Source organism: Bradyrhizobium sp. 134 (assembly GCF_023074155.1).
Classification (GTDB): domain Bacteria; phylum Pseudomonadota; class Alphaproteobacteria; order Rhizobiales; family Xanthobacteraceae; genus Bradyrhizobium.
Map to the genome: position 1 here is coordinate 419,877 of NZ_JADPKX010000074.1, position 19,388 is coordinate 439,264.

At 64.9% G+C, this 19,388-nt stretch carries 20 protein-coding genes; 8 read left to right on the plus strand and 12 right to left on the minus strand.

Translation table 11 applies throughout. The annotated features are described in order from the left end of the window. Positions 1-170: 170 nt before the first annotated feature. Complete coding sequence (locus IVA75_RS32210) at positions 171-455, plus strand: hypothetical protein (RefSeq protein ID WP_247287915.1); 285 nt, start codon at positions 171-173, stop codon at positions 453-455. Between the two features lie 87 nt (positions 456-542). Here IVA75_RS32210 and IVA75_RS32215 read toward each other — a convergent pair whose 3' ends face one another. Then, a complete protein-coding gene (locus IVA75_RS32215; protein WP_247287913.1) occupies positions 543-1,769 on the minus strand; it encodes a lytic murein transglycosylase in 1,227 nt (408 codons plus the stop codon). 7 nt (positions 1,770-1,776) lie between these two features. Continuing rightward, positions 1,777-3,426 carry an energy-dependent translational throttle protein EttA gene (gene ettA, locus IVA75_RS32220; RefSeq protein WP_247287912.1) on the minus strand — a complete coding sequence of 550 codons (1,650 nt, stop codon included), beginning with the start codon at positions 3,424-3,426 and terminating at the stop codon, positions 1,777-1,779. Positions 3,427-3,658: 232 nt separating this feature from the next. Here ettA and IVA75_RS32225 point away from each other — a divergent pair, with 232 nt between their 5' ends. Next, the gene (locus tag IVA75_RS32225; protein ID WP_027519710.1) at positions 3,659-3,874 is read left to right on the plus strand and encodes a hypothetical protein; all 216 of its coding nucleotides are present in this window, start codon (positions 3,659-3,661) and stop codon (positions 3,872-3,874) included. A gap of 104 nt (positions 3,875-3,978) precedes the next feature. After that, positions 3,979-4,941, plus strand: coding sequence for a D-2-hydroxyacid dehydrogenase family protein (locus IVA75_RS32230; RefSeq protein WP_247287911.1), 963 nt, complete (start codon positions 3,979-3,981; stop codon positions 4,939-4,941). Between the two features lie 4 nt (positions 4,942-4,945). On the opposite strand, the gene IVA75_RS32235 is transcribed toward IVA75_RS32230, so the two are convergent. Continuing rightward, complete coding sequence (locus IVA75_RS32235) at positions 4,946-5,914, minus strand: NAD-dependent epimerase/dehydratase family protein (protein ID WP_247287910.1); 969 nt, start codon at positions 5,912-5,914, stop codon at positions 4,946-4,948. Positions 5,915-6,096: 182 nt separating this feature from the next. Further along, positions 6,097-7,284 carry a L,D-transpeptidase gene (locus IVA75_RS32240; RefSeq protein ID WP_247287909.1) on the minus strand — a complete coding sequence of 396 codons (1,188 nt, stop codon included), beginning with the start codon at positions 7,282-7,284 and terminating at the stop codon, positions 6,097-6,099. Between the two features lie 321 nt (positions 7,285-7,605). Here IVA75_RS32240 and IVA75_RS32245 point away from each other — a divergent pair, with 321 nt between their 5' ends. After that, a complete protein-coding gene (locus IVA75_RS32245; protein WP_247287908.1) occupies positions 7,606-8,454 on the plus strand; it encodes a hypothetical protein in 849 nt (282 codons plus the stop codon). Between the two features lie 2 nt (positions 8,455-8,456). Here the strand turns inward: IVA75_RS32245 and sseA are convergent, their stop codons facing one another. The 3 genes from sseA to IVA75_RS32260 form a co-directional block, all read right to left on the minus strand. Further along, positions 8,457-9,308 carry a 3-mercaptopyruvate sulfurtransferase gene (gene sseA, locus IVA75_RS32250; protein ID WP_247287907.1) on the minus strand — a complete coding sequence of 284 codons (852 nt, stop codon included), beginning with the start codon at positions 9,306-9,308 and terminating at the stop codon, positions 8,457-8,459. A gap of 222 nt (positions 9,309-9,530) precedes the next feature. Then, positions 9,531-9,944 (minus strand): rhodanese-like domain-containing protein, encoded by a 414-nt coding sequence (locus IVA75_RS32255; RefSeq protein WP_018454122.1) that lies wholly within the window; start codon positions 9,942-9,944, stop codon positions 9,531-9,533. Between the two features lie 44 nt (positions 9,945-9,988). Further along, the gene (locus IVA75_RS32260) at positions 9,989-11,164 is read right to left on the minus strand and encodes a VWA domain-containing protein (protein WP_106945269.1); all 1,176 of its coding nucleotides are present in this window, start codon (positions 11,162-11,164) and stop codon (positions 9,989-9,991) included. Positions 11,165-11,287: 123 nt separating this feature from the next. Between IVA75_RS32260 and IVA75_RS32265 the strand changes: the two genes are divergently transcribed. After that, on the plus strand, positions 11,288-11,533 hold the full coding sequence (locus tag IVA75_RS32265; RefSeq protein WP_007613712.1) for a GlsB/YeaQ/YmgE family stress response membrane protein: 246 nt from the start codon (positions 11,288-11,290) through the stop codon (positions 11,531-11,533). A gap of 105 nt (positions 11,534-11,638) precedes the next feature. Continuing rightward, positions 11,639-12,481, plus strand: a complete 843-nt coding sequence (locus tag IVA75_RS32270) for a MoxR family ATPase (RefSeq protein ID WP_247287906.1) — start codon at positions 11,639-11,641, stop codon at positions 12,479-12,481. Between the two features lie 439 nt (positions 12,482-12,920). On the opposite strand, the gene IVA75_RS32275 is transcribed toward IVA75_RS32270, so the two are convergent. The 4 genes from IVA75_RS32275 to IVA75_RS32290 form a co-directional block, all read right to left on the minus strand. Further along, positions 12,921-14,567 carry a GMC family oxidoreductase N-terminal domain-containing protein gene (locus IVA75_RS32275; RefSeq protein WP_247287905.1) on the minus strand — a complete coding sequence of 549 codons (1,647 nt, stop codon included), beginning with the start codon at positions 14,565-14,567 and terminating at the stop codon, positions 12,921-12,923. A 16-nt stretch (positions 14,568-14,583) separates the two neighbouring features. Next, positions 14,584-15,177 carry a GNAT family protein gene (locus IVA75_RS32280; RefSeq protein WP_247287903.1) on the minus strand — a complete coding sequence of 198 codons (594 nt, stop codon included), beginning with the start codon at positions 15,175-15,177 and terminating at the stop codon, positions 14,584-14,586. Positions 15,178-15,294: 117 nt separating this feature from the next. Further along, positions 15,295-16,221, minus strand: coding sequence for an SMP-30/gluconolactonase/LRE family protein (locus tag IVA75_RS32285; RefSeq protein ID WP_247287901.1), 927 nt, complete (start codon positions 16,219-16,221; stop codon positions 15,295-15,297). A 133-nt stretch (positions 16,222-16,354) separates the two neighbouring features. Next, positions 16,355-17,188: an AraC family transcriptional regulator gene (locus IVA75_RS32290; RefSeq protein ID WP_247287900.1), complete on the minus strand. Its 834-nt coding sequence runs from the start codon at positions 17,186-17,188 to the stop codon at positions 16,355-16,357. Between the two features lie 177 nt (positions 17,189-17,365). Between IVA75_RS32290 and IVA75_RS32295 the strand changes: the two genes are divergently transcribed. Beyond that, positions 17,366-18,469 carry a mandelate racemase/muconate lactonizing enzyme family protein gene (locus IVA75_RS32295; RefSeq protein ID WP_247287899.1) on the plus strand — a complete coding sequence of 368 codons (1,104 nt, stop codon included), beginning with the start codon at positions 17,366-17,368 and terminating at the stop codon, positions 18,467-18,469. A gap of 7 nt (positions 18,470-18,476) precedes the next feature. On the opposite strand, the gene IVA75_RS32300 is transcribed toward IVA75_RS32295, so the two are convergent. After that, entirely contained in the window at positions 18,477-18,833 is a 357-nt protein-coding gene (locus IVA75_RS32300) for a hypothetical protein (protein ID WP_247287898.1), read from the minus strand. A 180-nt stretch (positions 18,834-19,013) separates the two neighbouring features. Between IVA75_RS32300 and IVA75_RS32305 the strand changes: the two genes are divergently transcribed. After that, positions 19,014-19,238, plus strand: a complete 225-nt coding sequence (locus IVA75_RS32305) for a hypothetical protein (protein ID WP_027570609.1) — start codon at positions 19,014-19,016, stop codon at positions 19,236-19,238. Positions 19,239-19,388: the final 150 nt, after the last annotated feature.

Genomic DNA, 19,388 nt, shown 5'->3' on the forward strand with positions numbered 1-19,388 from the left:
GGGGCCTGAAAAAGACCGCTTTTTCTCGTCACAGCTCCGTGCGCGTTTACCGCGGATTGACCATTTGCGCGCTTCCTAGCTGCAAGGCCAATTCCATCAGAGTCTGCGTGAACCTTTGAACCCCGGGCGCTCCTAACAAGGAGCATCCATCTCTCAGGAGAGCCAAGAGTATGAAGAAGACTTTAGTTGCCGCCCTCACGGTTGCGACGATCGCCGGTTCGCTGGTGAGCGCTACGCCATCCGCCCAGGCCCATGACGGCGTCGGCGTCGGCATCGCAGCCGGCCTGATCGGCGGCGCGATCGTCGGCGGCGCAATCGCATCGAGCCGTCCCGCCTATGGTGGACCGGTTTACGTGGCCGAGCCCGGCCCGCCGCCGCCGCCCTGCTACTGGCAGCGCCAGCGCTACTGGGACGGCTACGGCTGGACCGTCCGCCCGGTTCGCGTTTGCTACTGATCTGATCGCATGGCGCACATGAGCGCCGCGATCGAAGCCCGGCCGAGCACCTCGGCCGGGCTTCTTTTCTTTTAGCTGGCCCTGTGCCTACGGCGCCGCCTGGATCGAGCGCAGCACCTCTTCGCTCGGCCAGCAATCGACCTTGAGGCCTGCGGACTTCTGGTAGGCGCCGAGCGCAGCGCGCGTCTGCATGCCCGCCTTGCCGTCGATCTTGTCCTTGTAGAGTCCCGCGCGCGTGAGCCCGCGCTGCATCGCCTCGACATCCCTGGTTCGCAATTGCTTCGAGGCAGACCACGGCGTCGCGAACGGTTGCGGGCTCGTCATGCGGTCGGCGAGATGGCCGACGAACAGCACGTAGAGATCGGAGAAATTGTATTCCTTGATGACGAAGTAGTTCTTCGTGGTCAGGAAGGACGGGCCGTAGATGCCTTCGGGTTGCAGCAGCGAGGCCGGCTGGGCCTGCTCGGCGGCAGTGAGCTTTTGTCCACGCACCGGCACAAAGCCTTCGCGCAGCCACTGGCCGATCGGCTTCGTCACCTCGGGCACGCCAGCGGTGCAATCGACCTTGGCCGGTGCCTGCACCTCGTAAGCCCAGCGCACGCCGCTCTGCCAGCCCTTGTTGACGAGCTGCTGCGCGGCGGAGGCCAGCGCATCCGGCACCGAATGCCAGATGTCGATGCGGGCGTCGCGGTCGAAATCGACGCCGTGCTTGTAATATTCGGACGGCAGGAATTGCGTGAGCCCGGTCGCGCCGGCCCAGGACGAGCGCATGTCCTTGCGTGTCACCACGCCGTCACCGAGAATTTTCAGCGAGAGGATGAACTCGTTGCGATAGGTGTCCTTGCGGCGGCCGACATAGGCCTGCGTCGCCAGCACGCGCACGAGATCGTAAGGCAGTGTGTAGCGGCCATAGTCGGTCTCGCGGCCCCAGATCGCCAGCATGACGGTGGCCGGCACGCCCGAGCTCTTCTCGATCTCGGTCAGGGCCGGACGATATTTTTGCAGCAGCCGCTGCCCCTCGCCCGCAAGCCGCGCGATCGAGGCTTCCTTGACGTAATCGGCCGGCACCTGCACGAACTCGGCCTGCGACGGCGCACCGGTCGCTGGGCGCCCCGGCAGGATCATATCCGGCAGCTTGTAGTCAGGCTCGAGGCCGCGCGTCTCTCGCTCGAACGTCGCGCGCGACACGCCAGCGGTCTCCGCCTCCGGCCACAGCGAGGCGATGAACTGCGTGAAAGCGGCGTCGGCAGCGCGGGCGGGCGACAGGCCGCAGGTGATAGCGATCACCGCAGCTATGAGCACCCGCCGCATCATGCTGAGATCACCGCGTCAGCTTCTTGTACTTCACGCGATGCGGAATGATGCTGTCCTGGCCGAGGCGGCGCATCTTGTCCTTCTCGTAGTCCTGGAAGTTGCCCTCGAACCATTCGACATGGCTGTCGCCTTCGAAGGCCAGGATGTGGGTCGCGATACGGTCGAGGAACCAGCGATCATGGCTGATGATAACGGCGCAGCCGGCAAAATCCTCCAGCGCCTCTTCGAGCGCTCGCAGCGTGTCAACGTCGAGGTCGTTGGTCGGCTCGTCGAGCAGCAGAACGTTGGCGCCGGATTTCAGCATTTTCGCAAGGTGCACGCGGTTGCGTTCGCCGCCGGAGAGCGCGCCGACTTTCTTCTGCTGGTCGGCGCCCTTGAAGTTGAACGACGAACAATAGCCGCGTGAATTGACTTCCCTCTTGCCGAGCAGGATCAGCTCGTTGCCGCCGGAGATCTCCTCCCACACGTTCTTGCTGCCATCGAGCGCGTCGCGCGACTGGTCGACGTAACCGAGATGAACGCTCTCGCCGACCGTGATGGTGCCCTTGTCCGGCTGTTCCTGCTTGGTGATCATCCTGAACAGCGTGGTCTTGCCGGCGCCGTTGGCGCCGATCACGCCGACGATACCGCCGGGCGGCAGCTTGAAAGTGAGATCGTCGATCAGCATGCGATCGCCGAAACCTTTGCTGAGCCCTTCGAAGTCGACCACGTTCTGACCTAGGCGCTCGGCCACCGGAATCGTGATCTGCGCGGTCTGTGTCTGCTTTTCGCTCGCCTGCTTCAGGAGCTCGTCATAGCGCTGATAACGCGCCTTGGATTTGGCCTGGCGGGCTTTCGGCGAGGACGCGATCCATTCCTGCTCGCGGGCGAGCGTCTTCTGATGCGCAGCGTCCTCGCGGCCCTCCTGCTCGAGCCGCTTCTGTTTCTGCTGCAGCCAGGACGAGTAATTGCCCTCGTAGGGAATGCCCTTGCCGCGATCGAGCTCGAGAATCCAGCTCGTGACGTTGTCGAGGAAGTAGCGGTCATGGGTGACGATCAGGATCGCGCCGGGATAGTTGCGCAGATGGCCTTCCAGCCACGACACCGATTCCGCGTCGAGATGGTTGGTCGGTTCGTCCAGCAGCAACAACTCAGGCTGGTCGAGCAGCAGCTTGCACAGTGCGACGCGACGGCGCTCACCGCCGGAGAGTTTCGACACGTCGGCATCGTCGGGCGGACAGCGCAGCGCATCCATGGCCTGGTCGACCTTGCTGTCGAGATCCCAGAGGCCCTGGGCCTCGATCTCGTCCTGCAGCTTGGTCATCTCGTCGGCGGTCTCCTCGGAGTAGTTCATCGCCAGATCGTTGTAGCGATCGAGGATAGCCTTCTGCTTGGCAACGCCCAGCATGACGTTCTCGCGCACGCTGAGTGCCGGATCGAGATGCGGCTCCTGCTCGAGATAGCCGACGCGGGCGCCCTGGGCGACCCAGGCCTCGCCGTTGTACTCCTTGTCAAGGCCGGCCATGATCTTGAGCAGCGTCGACTTGCCCGAGCCGTTGACACCGAGCACGCCGATCTTGGCGTCCGGGTAGAAGCTCAGATGGATGTTATCGAGCACCTTCCGGGTCGGGTAGCTCTTGGTCAGGCCCTGCATGAAATAGATGAACTGGCGCGCCATCGGTCCCGAAAACCTTCGATTTGAGGAAATTTGCTTGCCGCCGATGTAGCGATCCCGCCCCCAAAGGGCAATGTTTTCCCTCCGTTCACCACGGATGAATACGGGACGGACACCATACCGCCGCTGATCCGGACAATTGAAACCATCTTTTAATAAATCAGGCCAAAGCTCGTTTTCGCGCGGAAACAGCGCCACCCGCTCAGAATGAACGGGAGCATAGCGAGACAGCGTCATGGCCATGATCGAGACCCATTCCCTTCCCGTTCCGGCGGAAGCCGGCAGCGCCTCCGCATTTGCCTCGGAGATCAAGGGCTTCTGGAAGCGCTTCTTCGCCACCGCTTTCAATCCCTACCGCCCCGAACTGCACTACATGCGCGGCCCCGGCCCCGCCTGGCGTGCCAAGCACGGCATGAATGCGCCGTTCCGGCTCAAGCCCCGCGACCTCTGAGCCTTTATCAGCTGTCGGATTTTTGAAGACGCGAACGGCTTGCGCACGGTCCTGATTGCGCGCAACCATGGCCTGGTTCCACCTCTCGCCATGGAAGAACGCTGATGACGCGGCTGCGCTGTGCAATTCTGGACGACTATTTCAACCTCGCCCTCGACGTCGCCGATTGGCAAAGCCTGTCCGACCGGATCGACGTCACCGTGTTCAGCCACCCCTTCGCCTCCGAGCAGGCCGCGGCGAGCGCGCTGGCCGATTTCGAGATCGTCTGTGCGATGCGCGAGCGCACCGCGTTCCCGAAGAGCCTGTTCGAAAGCCTGCCGAAGCTGAAGCTGCTGCTGACATCAGGCATGCGCAACGCCTCGATCGACATGGAGGCCGCCAAGGCGCGCGGCATCACGATCGGCGGCACGCAATATTCGCGCGATCCGACTGCGCCCCTCACCATGGGCTTGATCCTGGAACTGACCCGCGGCATCGGCCGCGAGAACGCACGCATGCATGCGGGCGAGCCTTGGCAGGCCTTTGCCGGCGTCGAGATCGAGGGATTGACGCTCGGCGTCGTCGGGCTCGGCAAGCTCGGCAGCAAGATGGCTGATATCGCGAAGGCGTTCGGCATGAACGTGATCGCCTGGAGCCCGAACCTGACCCCGGAGAAGTGCAAGGACGCCGGCGTCGGCTACGCCACCAAGGAGGAGCTGTTCTCCAAGGCCGATATCGTCAGCATCCATGTGGTGTTGAGCGAGCGCTCGCGCGGGCTGGTCGGGGCTGCCGATCTCGCGCGGATGAAGCCGACGGCCTTCGTCGTCAACACCGCGCGCGGGCCGATCGTGGACGAGCAGGCGCTGCTCGAGGCGTTGCAGCAGAAGAGGATTGCAGGCGCCGGCATCGACGTGTTCTCGGTCGAGCCGCTGCCGACGGACCATCCCTTCCGCAAGCTCGACAACCTCGTGCTGACGCCGCATCTCGGCTACGCCACCGAGGACGGCTTGCGCATCCATTACGGCCAGATGGTCGAGGCGATCGACGCCTTCACCAAGGGCAGCGGGCTGCCGCGGAAGCTGGCCTGAAGCCTCAGGCCGCCGTGCGGTGGCTGGCGGGCTGCCGCGCTGCATCGGCAAAGCCGTCGCGCCAGGAGGCATGCGCCGGCAGCCAGCCGAGTTCGCGCTTGGCCTTGGCGTTGGATGCTCCGCGCACCTCCGTCATCATCGCAACCATATGCTCGCCCGCAAGCAGGCGCCCGAGCCAGGCGGGAATGTGACGCGGCGGCTTGACACCAAGCAATTCGGCCAGCGCGGGCAACCAGTCCTTCACCGGCGCCGGATGATCGTCGACGATATTGTAGATGCTGCCGGCGCGTCCGCATTCAAGCGCGGCGAGCGTGGCAGAAGCGGCATCTTCGGTGTGAATGAACGACCACGTGCCGCCGCCATCGCCGATCACCGGCACACGCCGGTGGCGCAGCTGGTCGATCATCGCCAGCGAGAGCGTGCCCGTGCCGGGTCCATAGAAGAATCCATAGCGCAGCACGATGCCCTGCGGCGTCGTCGAAGCGGTGACGCTTTGCTCCAGATACCGGATCGCCTCAAGCGTGCGTCGCAGCTCTCGCGGCGGATGCGGGTCAAGTTCATCGGTCTCGGTCTTCACCGTTCCCCCGGCGCGACTGAAGGTCCAGCCGCAGAAGCTTTGCGCGATGAAGCGCCTGGCGCCGGCCTCGCGTGCGGCATTCAGCAGAATGTCGGTTCCGCGGGTGCGGAGCTCGTTGGTTCGCGCGAAAGCCCGATCGAAATGGCGGAGGTCCGTGGCGGCCGCGAGATCTGTCATCTGGTGGATGACGGCGTCGGGCTTTGCCGCAATCACCGCAGCGCGCATGCTGTCGGCATCGAGGCCGTCGGCGACGATCGGCTCCGCACCCAATCGCCGCACAAGGTCTGTTTTTGCCGCACTCCGTGTCGTGCCGATCACGGAATGACCCGCGGCGACCAGCGCCGGAACAAGATACTGACCGACCGCGCCGGTCGCGCCCGCAACAAAGATGCGCATCCTGTGCTCCTCAATTCGTTGCAATCCTCCCGGACGTAATCGAGGTGCGGAGCCGTTCAAGCAAGGCATGCGCATACGCAAGCGAGACATGCTCGCATGCGCCAAATGATGACGGCGCGTGACCGAAGGCCACGCGCCGTCATCAGATCAATTCTTGCTAGATCAATTCTTGCGAGGCCAGTTCAGCGCACGGTGACGGGCGCGGGCAGCGGCGGCACCACTGTCGGCTGGGTGCCTCCGACCGGGCCGGCCTGTGCGGCCATCGGCGCGGGCCCGGCGGCGCCGGGCACGGGCGCGGCGGATGCGGTCGCAGTTCCCGGCGGCGGACCACCCGGCATCACGACCACGCGGGTGCCGACCTTGACGCGATCGAACAGGTCGGAGACGTCCTCGTTCAGCATGCCGATGCAGCCGGAGGACACGAACTTGCCGATGGTCGAGGGCTGGTTGGTGCCGTGGATGCGGTAGACGGTCGAACCGAGATACATCGCGCGGGCGCCGAGCGGATTGCCGGGACCGCCGGCCATGAAGCGCGGCAGATAAGGCTGGCGCTCGATCATTTCCGTCGGCGGATGCCAATCCGGCCACTCGGCCTTGCGAGTGATCTTCTGAACGCCGGTCCAGGTGAAGCCGTCGCGGCCGACGCGGACGCCGTAGCGGATCGCACGGCCGTTGCCGAGCACGTAATAAAGGTACGTATTCGGGGTATCGACGATGAGCGTTCCGGCCGGCTCCTTGGTCGCCAGCGAGACTTCCTGGCGGCGCAGGTTCTGCGGCAGCTGCGCCGGGGCAGCGTCAGGCTGCTCCTCGGGCGGGAGCGAGGCGATCGCCATCGGCCGGCCGTCGGCACCCACGGGCGGCTGCCCGGCCTGGACCGTTCCGGTCGCGCCGGGACCACCGACAGCCTCGGGCGGACGCAGGCCGTCACTGCCGGGCGCCTGAGCCGGACGATCGGCGTAGATCACCGCGGGCGGGCCGGCAGGGCGGCCGTAGCGCGGATCGTCGGGTGATGTCACGGGCCCCTGCGGCGGCGCGGCCGAATAGACGGGGGCGCCGGCGGGACGGCCATAACGGGGATCATCGGGCGACATCACCGGCCCCTGCGGCGGCGCGGCGGAATACACCGGGGGAGCGCCGGGCGGACGGCCGTAGCGCGGATCCGGGCCGGGCGGCGGCAGCGCTGCCTGCGGCATCGAATCGTCTTCATCGTCGAGCGCGTCGAAACTCGGCGCGCGGTCGCCGGGCCGATATTCGGCCGGCGCGCCATAGCTCGGCGCCTGCTGGACCGGATAGCTCTGGGCCTGCGCGAGCGAGGTTCCCGCCGCAGCGACTGTTGCGGCAGCGCATATCGTCAGAAAATGTTTGATCATCATCGCTCTTGTATAGTCCCCGGGCCCCGTCCGGACCGTTAACGGCCAGATGACGGAAGATAGCGGCACATTCAAGACATGACAGGCGGATTTGTGCCTGATTTGCCGATTTGTGATCCGCAAGACTACCGTTGCCTGCTTGCATCAGGGGACGAAAATCAGCCCACGCCCGAGATCGCAGGAGTCGCCGGCTCCGTTTTTTACGGAACGGCGCGGAATCGTTGCGGTATGTTCGAATCAGCCTGATTCGCCTCCGCTTTGAGCTTCGATCCCCGCGTGGCGAACGCGGCAAGCAGTACCGTCACCGCGTTCAGATGGCTCATGGGCCCTGGCCACTTCGACGCCGGGGCGGAAATTCGCAATCCCTCGATGCTTCCCGGCTTTCGCTTCCTGTTTGCCGCGATCCTGCTGTCAGCCTCCATCCTGGTGTTCGGCCTGGGCGCCGCCGCGCTGCTGCGGGCGAGCCACGAGCAGTATGTCAGCAACCCCTCCTGGCGGAATGGTCCGCAGGAGCAGGTGTTTGCACAGGCTCCCGAGCCGGCCCAGCCGGTGCTCGCGGTCCTGCGCGCCGAGCCGGAAGCAGCCACCGATCCGACGCCGTCGCTGCGCGATCAAGTCCCGACCATCGCGCTGCCGATGAGCGAGCCCGAGCCGGTGGTCGTGGTGACAACCGAGACCGACGGTCAGCCGCAGGTCGCTGCACCTCCGGCCGACGTTCCGTCCGAACCGGCCAATGTCGAGGCCAAGGCCAAGGCCGAGACGACGACGGACGCCACGGCGCCGGCCTCAAGCAACACGCTGACTCCGGCCGACGCCAGCGCATCCATCGCCGAGACCAACGCCGTTTCGATCGCTCTCACGAGCAAACCAGCACCTGCCGCCCCCAGCGGAGCCCCGGCTTCGTCCACGTTCGACATGGCGAGCGCGAAGTTCGCCGCATTGAACGACCCGGCGACCACAGCCTGGAAGGATCCGCCGGCGAAGGCCAAGGCCGACTCTAAGGCCGACAGCGGTTCGCCGGAGAGCAAGGCGACCAAGCCGCGGGCGCATCGGGTGAAGAAGCGCCGCCACATTGTCCGGCGTCCGCCGCCGCCTGTTCAGCAACTCGATCCGTTTGGGCAGCCGCAACCCACACTCGCCGCGACGACGACCGCGCGCGCACGTCAGTAGGGTTACGCTGGCCCCGTCGCGATCGGCGGTCCCTTTTCCTGCCCCCATTCCGACCACGAGCCGTCATAGAGCGCGGTGTCGGTGATGCCGAGGCGATAGAGCGCGAGCGTCAGCACGCCGGCAGAGACCCCGGAGCCGCAGCTCGTCACAATCGGGGCATCGAGCTTGACGCCGGCGCCCGTGAAGGCGGCGCGGAGATCATCGAGCGGCTTCATCGTGCCGGTCGCGGCGTCGAACAGAAGATTGTAGGGCACGTTGCGCGCGCCCGGGATATGGCCGGAGCGAATGCCCGCGCGCGGCTCCGGCGCCCGTCCCTCGAACCGGTCGGCGGCGCGCGCGTCGATCACCTGCTCGGCACGGCTTTCGACGTTGGCGATCAATTGCTGCATGCTGCGCACGCGCTTGGAATCGTAGCTCGCCTTGAATGTCGCTGGCTTCGGCTTCGCCTCGCCGCTCTCGACCGGACGCCCCTCGGCGCGCCACTTCTTCAGGCCGCCATTGAGGATGCGCACATTGCCGTGGCCGAAAGCCAGGAACATCCACCACGCGCGGGGAGCAGCGACCCAGCCGCCGGCATCGTAGATCACGACGGTGTCGGCATTGGAGATGCCGAGATGACTGACGTCGCGGCCGAACTGCTCGGCGCTCGGATACATGTGCGGCAGCGGGTTGGAATGGTCCGAGACCGCGTCGACGTCGAAGAACACTGCGCCTGGCAGATGCGCGGCGAGGTAATCATCCTTCGGCAATCGCAGCACGCCGGGCAGCTTAAAGCTGGCGTCGAGCACCTTGACGTTGGCATCGTTGATGTGGGCGGCGAGCCATTCGGTGGAGACGAGGGGATCGGTGGTCATGCGAGGTCTTTCTTGTCATTCCGGGCCAGCGCAACGTGAGCGAGGTTGAAGCAGTGTGCATCCAACTCCGCTGTCATCGCCCGGCCAGTGCGCAATTGCGCACTAGGAACGGGCGATCCAGTATTCAGAGGCGATTGTGATTGGGCCGAGAGGCCGCGGCGTACTGGATTCCCCGCTTTCGCGGGGAATGACGCCGGAGATTGGAGCGGCAGCGCAGCACCTTCACCCCTTCTTCTTCGGCTCCCACTGTTGGGTCGGCCCGCCGGCGTCGCGCCAGGCGGCGTAGCCGCCGGCGATGTGGGCGACGGGTTTGAGACCCATGTCCTGCGCGGTCTTGGCGGCGAGCGCAGAGCGCAAGCCGCCGGCGCAATGGAACACGAACTTCTTGTCCTCCTGGAACACCGGCTTCGCATAAGGGCTCTGCGGATCGATCCAGAATTCGAGCATGCCGCGGGTGCAGGCGAACGCGCCGGGGATGCGGCCGTCGCGCTCGATCTCGCGGGGATCGCGGATATCGACGATGACAACGTCGCCGTTCTTCGATATCTCGATGGCGTCCTTGGCGGTGAGCGTCTCGATCTCGGCATTGGCCTCGTCGATCAGCGCCTTGATGCCGCGGGTGATGGTCTGGGGCACGTCGTTCTCCCTCTTGTTGTCTTCCGGGGCGCGAGGAGCGCGAGCTAGTGCGTCAATTCCTTCATCGCACCCTCAAGCCCCTCGATCGTGATCGGGTACATGCGGTTGGCGAAGATGCGTTTGATGATGGTGGTGGATTCCGAATAGTCCCAGTGCTTCTGCTGCACGGGATTGAGCCACACCGAATGGGGATAGGTTCGGATGATGCGGTCGAGCCAGACCGAGCCGGGCTCTTCGTTGACGTGCTCGACCGAGCCACCGGGCACCATGATCTCGTAGGGCGACATCGAGGCGTCGCCGACGAACACGATCTTGTAGTCGTGCGGGTATTTGTGCAGCACGTCCCAGGTCGGGGTGCGGTCGGTGAAGCGGCGCTTGTTCTGCTTCCACACGCCTTCATAGAGGCAGTTGTGGAAGTAGAAATACTCCATGTGCTTGAACTCGCTCTTCGCCGCCGAGAACAGCTCCTCGACCTGCTCGATATGCGCGTCCATCGAGCCGCCGATGTCGAAGAACACCAGCAGCTTCACCGCGTTGCGGCGCTCGGGCCGCATGTGCACGTCGAGATAGCCGTGATTGGCGGTCTCGCGGATGGTGGTGTCGAGGTCGAGCTCGTCAGGCGCGCCGGTGCGCGCGAATTTGCGCAGGCGACGCAATGCCACTTTGATGTTGCGGATGCCGAGCTCGACATTGCCGTCGAGATCCTTGAACTCGCGCTTGTCCCACACCTTCACGGCGCGGTTGTTGCGGTTCTTGTCCTGGCCGATGCGGATGCCTTCGGGATTGTAGCCATGGGCGCCGAACGGCGAGGTGCCGGCGGTGCCGATCCACTTCGATCCGCCCTGGTGCCGGCCCTTCTGCTCCTCGAGGCGCTTCTTCAGGGTCTCCATGAGCTTGTCCCAGCCCATGGCCTCGATCTGCTTCTTCTCGTCGTCGGTCAGGTATTTCTCGGCGAGCTTCTTCAGCCACTCCTCGGGGATCTCGGCCCCCTCCATGGCGTCGAGCAGGCTTTCCAGCCCCTTGAAGACGGTGCCGAAGACGCGGTCGAACTTGTCGAGGTTGCGCTCGTCCTTCACCAGCGAGGTGCGCGAGAGATAGTAGAAATTCTCGACCGAGTAGTCCGCGAGGTCAGCGTCGAGCGCCTCCATCAGCGTGAGGTATTCGCGCAGCGTCACGGGGACCTGCGCATCGCGCAGAGAAGTGAAGAATTGCAGGAACATGGGTGACAGATTGCCCGTCGGGGGGCGAACGTCAAGGGGCGGAGGCCACTGCTCTGCGCTGGACCGGGAGGCTTTTTGCTCTAGAATTGGCGGTCTCATGGGGTTGTTTTGGGGACGTTTGCAATGGGAATTCTCGCAGCGCTCATCATTGGCGCGATCGCAGGCTGGCTTGCCGGCAAGATTGTCCATGGGGCGGGATTTGGGCTGATCGGCAACATCGTCGTCGGCATCATCGGTGCGCTCGTGGCCAGCTGGATTCTGCCTCAGCTGCACATCCAGCTCGCAACCGGCACGGTCGGGGCCATCGTGGATGCCACGATCGGCGCGGTGATTGTGCTCGTCATCCTTTCGCTGATAAAACGGGTCTGAAAGCCTGACCGAACCAGGAACGGCCGCCACGCGCGGCCGTTCCGTTTGTTGGACCAGGGCCATGAAACTGGCAATTCCTGAGACGACGACCAACAAGGACGCACGATGAAATTTACCGGCACCAAGGACTATGTTGCGACCGACGATCTCAAGGTCGCGGTCAACGCCTCCATCGTGCTGGAGCGCCCGCTGCTCATCAAGGGCGAGCCCGGCACCGGCAAGACGGTGCTGGCGGAGGAAGTGGCGAAGGCGCTGAACGCCCCGCTTTTGACCTGGCACATCAAGTCCACCACCAAGGCGCAGCAGGGCCTCTACGAATATGATGCCGTGTCGCGCCTGCGCGACAGCCAGCTCGGCGATGCCCGCGTGTCCGACATCAAGAACTACATCAAGCGCGGCAAGCTGTGGGATGCCTTCACCGCCGAGCAGCGCCCGGTCCTCCTGATCGACGAGATCGACAAGGCCGACATCGAATTCCCGAACGATTTGCTGCTCGAGCTCGACCGCATGGAATTCCATGTCTACGAGACCGGCGAGACGATCAAGGCCAAGCAGCGCCCGATCATGATGATCACCTCCAACAACGAGAAGGAGCTGCCGGACGCGTTCCTGCGCCGTTGCTTCTTCCACTACATCAAGTTCCCCGACGGCGACACCATGACCCGGATCGTCGACGTCCACTTCCCCAACATCAAGAAGCGGCTGGTCGAGGAAGCCTTGCGCATTTTCTTCGAGGTCCGCGAGGTGCCCGGCCTGAAGAAGAAGCCGTCGACCTCGGAGCTGCTCGACTGGCTCAAGCTGCTGCTCAACGAAGACATGAGCGTCGAGCAGTTGCGCGAGCGCGACCCGCGCAAGCTGATCCCGCCGCTGCACGGCGCGCTGCTCAAGAACGAGCAGGACGTGCATCTGTTCGAGCGACTGGCGTTCCTGAGCCGACGGGAAGTGTAGGTTCGAGCGCACTCCGCTGCCGCCCCACCTTCCGGTGTCATTCCCCGCGAAGGCGGGGAATCCAGTACGCCGCGGCTTCTCGACTCAATCATAACCGCCTCTGGAATACTGGATCGCCCGGTCAAGCCGGGCGATGACACCGAGAGTGTGGCGCACTCTCTCCACCTCGTCATTGCGAGCGCAGCGAAGCAATCAGAATCCCTCCGCGGTGACAGGCTGGATTGGATTGCTTCGCTGCGCTCGCAATGACTGAGCAAGACAACGCGCTCTCGTGTCCCGGACGCGCTGCAGCGTGAAGCGCTGCTGCGCAGAGCCGGGACCTAGGAGGCGGACCAAGGTCGCGTGAGATGAGCCTTCGGCTCTGCAGCGCACCGCGGCACCGAATGACGCTTCGCATCGCCGGGGAAGCGGTGCGCTGCGTCCGGGGCACGAGACCTTGCTACGCCACCGCCGCATCCGGCACGCGCGCGGCTTCCATCGGCTGCTTGCCGCGGATCAGGTCCGAGGCGCGGTCGGCGATCATCATCGTGGATGCATTCAAATTCGCCGAGATCATGCGTGGCATCACGGAGGCGTCGATGACGCGGAGACCTTGCAGCCCGTGAACGCGGAGCTGGTCGTCGACCACCGCCCAGGTGGAGTCCGCCGGGCCCATGCGGCAGGTGCAGCCGGGGTGGAAGGTGGTGGTGCCGCGCTCGGTGGCGGCGGCCAAAAACTCGTCGTCGGTGTTGATGTCAGGACCCGGGAAATCCTCGTAGGCGTAATAGGGCGACAGCGGCGCGCTCTTCAGCAGGCGCCGCGCCAGCTTCATGCCGCCGACGATGACGCGGCGGTCGAGCTCGGCGTCGAGATAGTTGGTCTGGATGATCGGCGGCGCGAACGGATCAGACGAGCGGATCCGGACATAGCCGCGGCTCTCGGGGCGCTGCTGCCAGGAGGCCACCGTCATGCCGGGCTCGTCCTCGAGCTGGCCCTGCACGCCTTCCTTGTAGCTCGCCGGCGTGAAGGTGAGCTGCAAGTCGGAGCTGTCGGCGCTCTCGCCGGAATGCCAGAAGCAATAGACCATGGTCGGCGACAGCGACAGCAGGCCTTTGCGCGCGGTGGCCCATTTCATCGCCTCGACCCAGAGACGCCAGCCGCGGCGAAGCTCGTTGATGGTCCTGATGTCTTTGACGCGCGCGACCGTTCGCGGCGCGTAATGGTCCTGCAGGCCTTCGCCGACCGGAAGCGCGTGACGCACGGCGATGCCGTGGGCGCTCAACAAATCTGGCGAGCCGATGCCGGAGAGCTGCAAGAGTTGCGGCGAATTATAAGTGCCGCCGGAGAGGATCACTTCCTTGTTGGCGCGCACTTCCACCGGCGTTCCGCCAGAGCCGCCCTTCATGTAGCGCACGCCGACGGCGCGCTTGCCCTCGAAGATGATCTCGGTGGCGTGCGCGTGGGTGTGGACATGCACGTTCGGACGCTTCATCGCGGGCTTGAGAAACGCGGTCGCGCCGGAGACGCGCAAGCCCCTATCGATCGTGCGCTGGCAGTAGGAGACGCCTTCCTGCGTCTTGCCGTTGTAGTCGGGGTTGCGAGGGATGCCGAGCGAGACCGCGCCTTCCATGAAGGCTTCGCAAAGCGGATCGCGCCAGTTCATGGTGGTAACGGTGAGATTGCCGTCGCGGCCGCGATAAACGTCCTCGCCCTCGCCGACGCGCTTCTCCAGCCGCCGGAAGTAGGGCAGCACGTCGGCATAGCCCCAGCCCCGATTGCCCATCTGCGCCCAGGTGTCGAAATCCATGCGCTGGCCGCGATTGTAGATATGGCCGTTGATCGAGGACGAGCCGCCGAGCGTCTTGCCGCGCGGCGCGTAGATGCTGCGCCCGCCGGTCCAGGGTCCGACCTCCTGCTGGTAGGCCCAGTTGATGCTCTTCATGTGGAAGGTCTTGATGAAGCCCGCCGGCAGATGGATGTAGGGATGCCAGTCGCTCGGGCCCGCCTCGAGTACACAGACGCTGGTAGCAGGGTCTTCGCTCAGCCGATTGGTGAGCACGCAACCGGCGGAGCCCGCGCCGACGATCACATAATCAAATCTGTCCATGGTGCCTCGGCCGCCTCTAGCGCGGCTTGTCGTTGAGTTGATAATTCAAATGCGTTCGCACGGTCGGCCATTCGGCCGCGGTGATGCTGTAGACCACGGTGTCGCGGAGCGTGCCGTTGGGCGCGACCTGGTGGCTGCGCAGAATGCCGTCCTGCTTGGCGCCCAGGCGCTCGATGGCGCGACGGCTCTGGTGATTGAAGAAGTGGGTGCGGAATTCCACCGCGATGCAGTCCAGGGTTTCGAAGGCGTGGGTGAGCAGCAGCAGCTTGCACTGCGTGTTGAGCGGGCCGCGCTGCGCGCTCTTGCCATACCAGGTCGAGCCGATCTCGACGCGGCGGTTGGCGGCATCGATGTTCATGTAGGTCGTCATGCCCACGATCTTGCCGCTGCCATCGAACACGGTGAAGGGGAGCATCGAGCCCGCGGCCTGAAGACCGAGCCGGCGGTCGATTTCCTTGCCCATGTTGTCCGGCGTCGGAATCGCGGTGTACCAGATGGTGGAGAGCTCGCCGTCCTTCACGGCCTCGATCAGCCCCTCGCGGTGCTGATGCGACAACGGCTCCAGACCGGCATGCTGTCCGCGCAGGGTAATGGGATCAGGCCAGGGCATTTGAAACTCTCTCTTTAGTCATTGCGAGGAGCGAAGCGACGAAGCAATCCAGACTGTCACCGCGGACGCTTTCCTGGATTGCTTCGCTTCGCTCGCAATGACGGTCACTAGCACCGTTTACTTGTTTAGGAAATTGAGCGGCAAACCGCCACGCGGCCAGTCCATCGCGATCAGTTCGCCCTTGCCTGAGAGCGTGATGTAGGCGGTCTTCAGCTCGGGACCGCCGAAGGCGATGTTGGTGGTGACGCGGTCTCCGGTCGGGATCTGCTCGACCAGCGTACCATCAGGCGCGATCACCGAGATGCAACCGGAGACGAGGGTGGCGACGCAGACATTGCCGTTCGCTTCGACCGCCAGCGAGTCGAACATCTGGTAGCCGCCGAGGCCGCAGATCGGTTTGCCGCGCTCGCCGCGATAGATCACGTCGCGCGGCTTCAGCGTGCCGGGCGCGGAGAGCTCGTAGGCCCAGAGCCGGCCGGTGGGCGTCTCCGCGATGTAGACGGTGGCCTCGTCCGGAGACAGGCCGATGCCGTTCGCCGGCAGTATGCCGTGCACGACCTCGACGATCTCTTTCATGCCAGGCTTGAGATAATACATGCCGCCGACGTCCATCTCGCGCGCGCGGCGCTTGCCGAGATCGGAGAACCAGAGGCCGCCCTGCTTGTCGAACACCAGATCGTTCGGCCCGCGCAGATCGTGCTCGCCGCATTTCGTCACGACGGTCTCGATCTTGCCGGATTGGAGATCGACGCGCTGGATCGAGCCGCCGAGATAATCGTCGGGCTGCGGACCCGGCATGATCATGTTGCGGGTCGGGATCCAGGAGAAGCCGCCATTGTTGCAGATGTAGATCTTGCCGTCGGGGCCGAGGGCCGCGCCGTTCGGGCCGCCCGGAATCTTCGCGACGATCTCCTTGCGCCCGTCGGGATGGATTCGGGTCAGGCGCTGGCCGCGGATTTCCACCAGCACCACCGAGCCGTCCGGCATCACGACCGGCCCTTCGGGAAATTCGAGGTCGGTGGCGAGAACGCGGACGTTGGACATGTGGGACCCTCCCGGCTGCTTGTTATGACTTGCACGGGATGTCCAGCACGGCCCCACACGCAAGATTGCCTGCGGTTATGACAAAGTCGCCGGGGCTTGCCAAGCAAGCGGGATGGTATGCCAGCGTTGCGCGCTAATCGCGCACGGGTATCCAAATCTCCAGGCCGCCATTGCCGGTGGCGGGATCGAATTTCTCGTCGTAGCGTTCGAAGTTCGGCGCATCCGCAGCCTTCAGGCCGGAGGCCGGCAGCCACTGATTCCAGATCGCGTTGACGGTGCGTCTGATCGAGGCGACGTGGTCGGCGTGGGTGAACACCGCATAGCGCTGCTCGGGGATACGGATACGGCCGAAGCGGCGCGGCAGCTCGGAGAAATCGCCGACCTCGACGCCGGCGATGTAGTCGAAATTGCCGGCATCGTCGCCGTTGCAGCAGACGCCATAGGCGACCGGTCCAACGCGCGCGGGAATGTCGGCGACCTCCTGGTGGAAGCGCTGCCACAGCCCAGGAATGGCCGCGCCGTTGTCGCAGGAGATGCGCTCGTTGATGCCTGCGACGAGGAAGGCCTTTGTGGTTTCGAAGCGCGGGGTGGCGAGTTTGTCGGAGATGGTCGAGTCCATGAGGATCGGCTCCTGAAGCTTGAGATGGCCGGTGCATCGCGCGGCCCGCACCGCTTCGGGCGTGGTGCCAAACTGGTCGCGGAACGCGCGGGTGAATGCTTCGTGCGAGCCGTAATCGGCCTCCAGCGCCAGCGACAGGATGTCCGGCGCGCCGTTCGCAAGACTGCGCGCCGCTTCGCTCAGCCGCCGCGCGCGCACGTACCGCATCACCGGCACGCCGGTGGCTGCGGCAAACGCGCGCACGATGTGGAACCGCGACACGCCCGATATCGCAGCGATCTCGTCGAGCGTCATCGGCTCGGCCAGATGGCTCTCGACGTACCAGAGCGCGCGCTGGGCTGGGTTCATGGCGTTTCTCATTCGAAGCGCGATCATGATGCACGGAAGTCCGCAGGCTTCGCTTGATCGGCGTTGCGGTCCCGCAAGAGGATAACGCCGGACCAGCCACTGGCAACGTCCGGGCGTTCATGGCTACACTCGGGACGTCCTTGAAACCGCTCACGAGAAAGCAAGAGGAACCGCGTCATGAAGATCACCGATGTGCGGGCGCACCATATCCGCATCCCCTATGACGCCGGTGTCGCGAGCTTCCGTCAGGGCGCCTCCGCCATCACGGCCCTCGACATGGTGATGGTCGAGGTCACCACCGACGCCGGGTTGACCGGCTGGGGCGATGCCTTCGCCTATGTCTGCCCCCGCACCACGCGCAGTGCCGTCGAGGAAATGATCGCACCGCAGGCGCGTGGGCTGGAGGTTCCCGATGCCGCCGGCATCCCCGCGGTGATGGAGCAGATCCAGCGTAATCTGCATCTGTTCGGGCGATACGGCATCACCATGTTCGCGATCTCCGGGCTCGACATCGCGCTGTGGGACCTTGCCGCCAAGATCAAGGGCGTGCCGCTGCACCGCCTGCTCGGCGACGCCAGGCGCCCGGCCATTCCGGCCTATGCGAGCCTGTTGCGGATTGGCTCGCCCGACAACATCGCCGCCGAATGCAAGAAGGCGCTGGCGCTCGGCTACGGCGCCATCAAGCTGCACGAGACCACGGCGCCGGCGGTGTTTGCCGCGCGCGCGGCGATCGGACCCGGCATTCCGCTGATGGTCGACATGAACTGCCCGCTGTCAGGCGAAGAGGCGATCGCGTTCGCCAGGACATGCCGGGACGCGCAGCCGATGTTCCTGGAGGAGCCGGTCTGGCCGCCGGAGGATTTTGCGGCGCTCGCCGAGGTCCGCAGCAAGGGCGGGCTCGGCGTCGCCGCCGGCGAGAACGCCTGCACGGAATATCAATTCCGCCAGATAATGGATGCGGGCGCGGTCAGCCACGCCCAGCCGTCGGTGACCAAGGTCGGCGGCATCACGGAATTCCTGAAGGTTGGGGCGCTCGCAGATCGGGTCGGCGTCAAGATCGTTCCGCACTCCCCGTATTTCGGCCCCGGCCTGCTGGCGACGTTGCATCTCCTGGCGGGGCGCGACGACGGGTTGGTCGAGATGTTTTACCTGAAGCGCGAGGCCTGCCTGTGGGGCGGCCGCGCCGATGTCGATGCCACCGGCCATGTCGCGGTGCCGACCGGACCTGGGCTCGGTTATGAGCCCGACCGCAGCGTGATGGAGCGATATCGCGTCGCCTGAGCGCGGCCTATTTCGCCGCATCCTTCGGCGGCGGCGCATCCTGTTTCTTCTTCACATCCTCAGCGGTCTTCGCCTGCGCGGCCTGGAGATCGCCGAGCATCTTCTGCAAGCCGGCCACGGTCGTCTTCAACGCATCGATCTGACGAGCCGCGGCGTCCAGCTTCTGCTGGTGATCGAGGTTCAGCCTGGTGATCGTCTTCTGGAGGAAGTCGACGTTGCTCTGGAGGCAGCTGGTGCGGCGCTCCATGGTCTTCTCGACGGTGCAGATCTCGATGCCGGGCACGTCCTGCGCGCGGCCCGGCGCAATCGCCAGCGTGGCGAGCAGTAACATCGCGAAACAGACGCCGGCGCTTCGAAGCAGCATGCAGGTTCCTCGTCAAATCAATCACGGCAATGTGCGCTTTTTGCACGCAGCCTGTCGAGGCTACCACACTCGCACCGCATTCTCGCGTTGAGCTTGCGCTGTTCCCTCGGACGGGGAGCGATGATCTGCACGCGGAGGAAATGGGCGCTCCTTCCGCGGCTTTGTTTAGGGGAGTTTTTGATGGCAACGCGCGACAGACGACTGGCGGAATTCGACGGCGCCGGAGAACCGCCGCCTGGCCTTGCAGTCGAAGTGCTGTGCGAGGACCACAGCGGGACTTATCAGCTGCCGTTCGCCTGCCGCTATGTCGAGGGACGCTGGCAGAACCACGCGGCCGGCGTCGCAGTCGAAGCAACCGTCATCGGCTGGCGCGTCCCGCGCATGAAGCATTCGGGCGTGGCCTGAGCCCTGATTTCCGTCTCAAAATGCAACGGGGCCGCGTCCCGGCTTAACCTTCGGAACGCGGCCCGAACGAATCACGTCCGAATCAGCCGTAAGCCCCCGTACGCGCCTGTTCACGGCTACATGTCGGAGCCAGCCAGCGCGCGCACACAA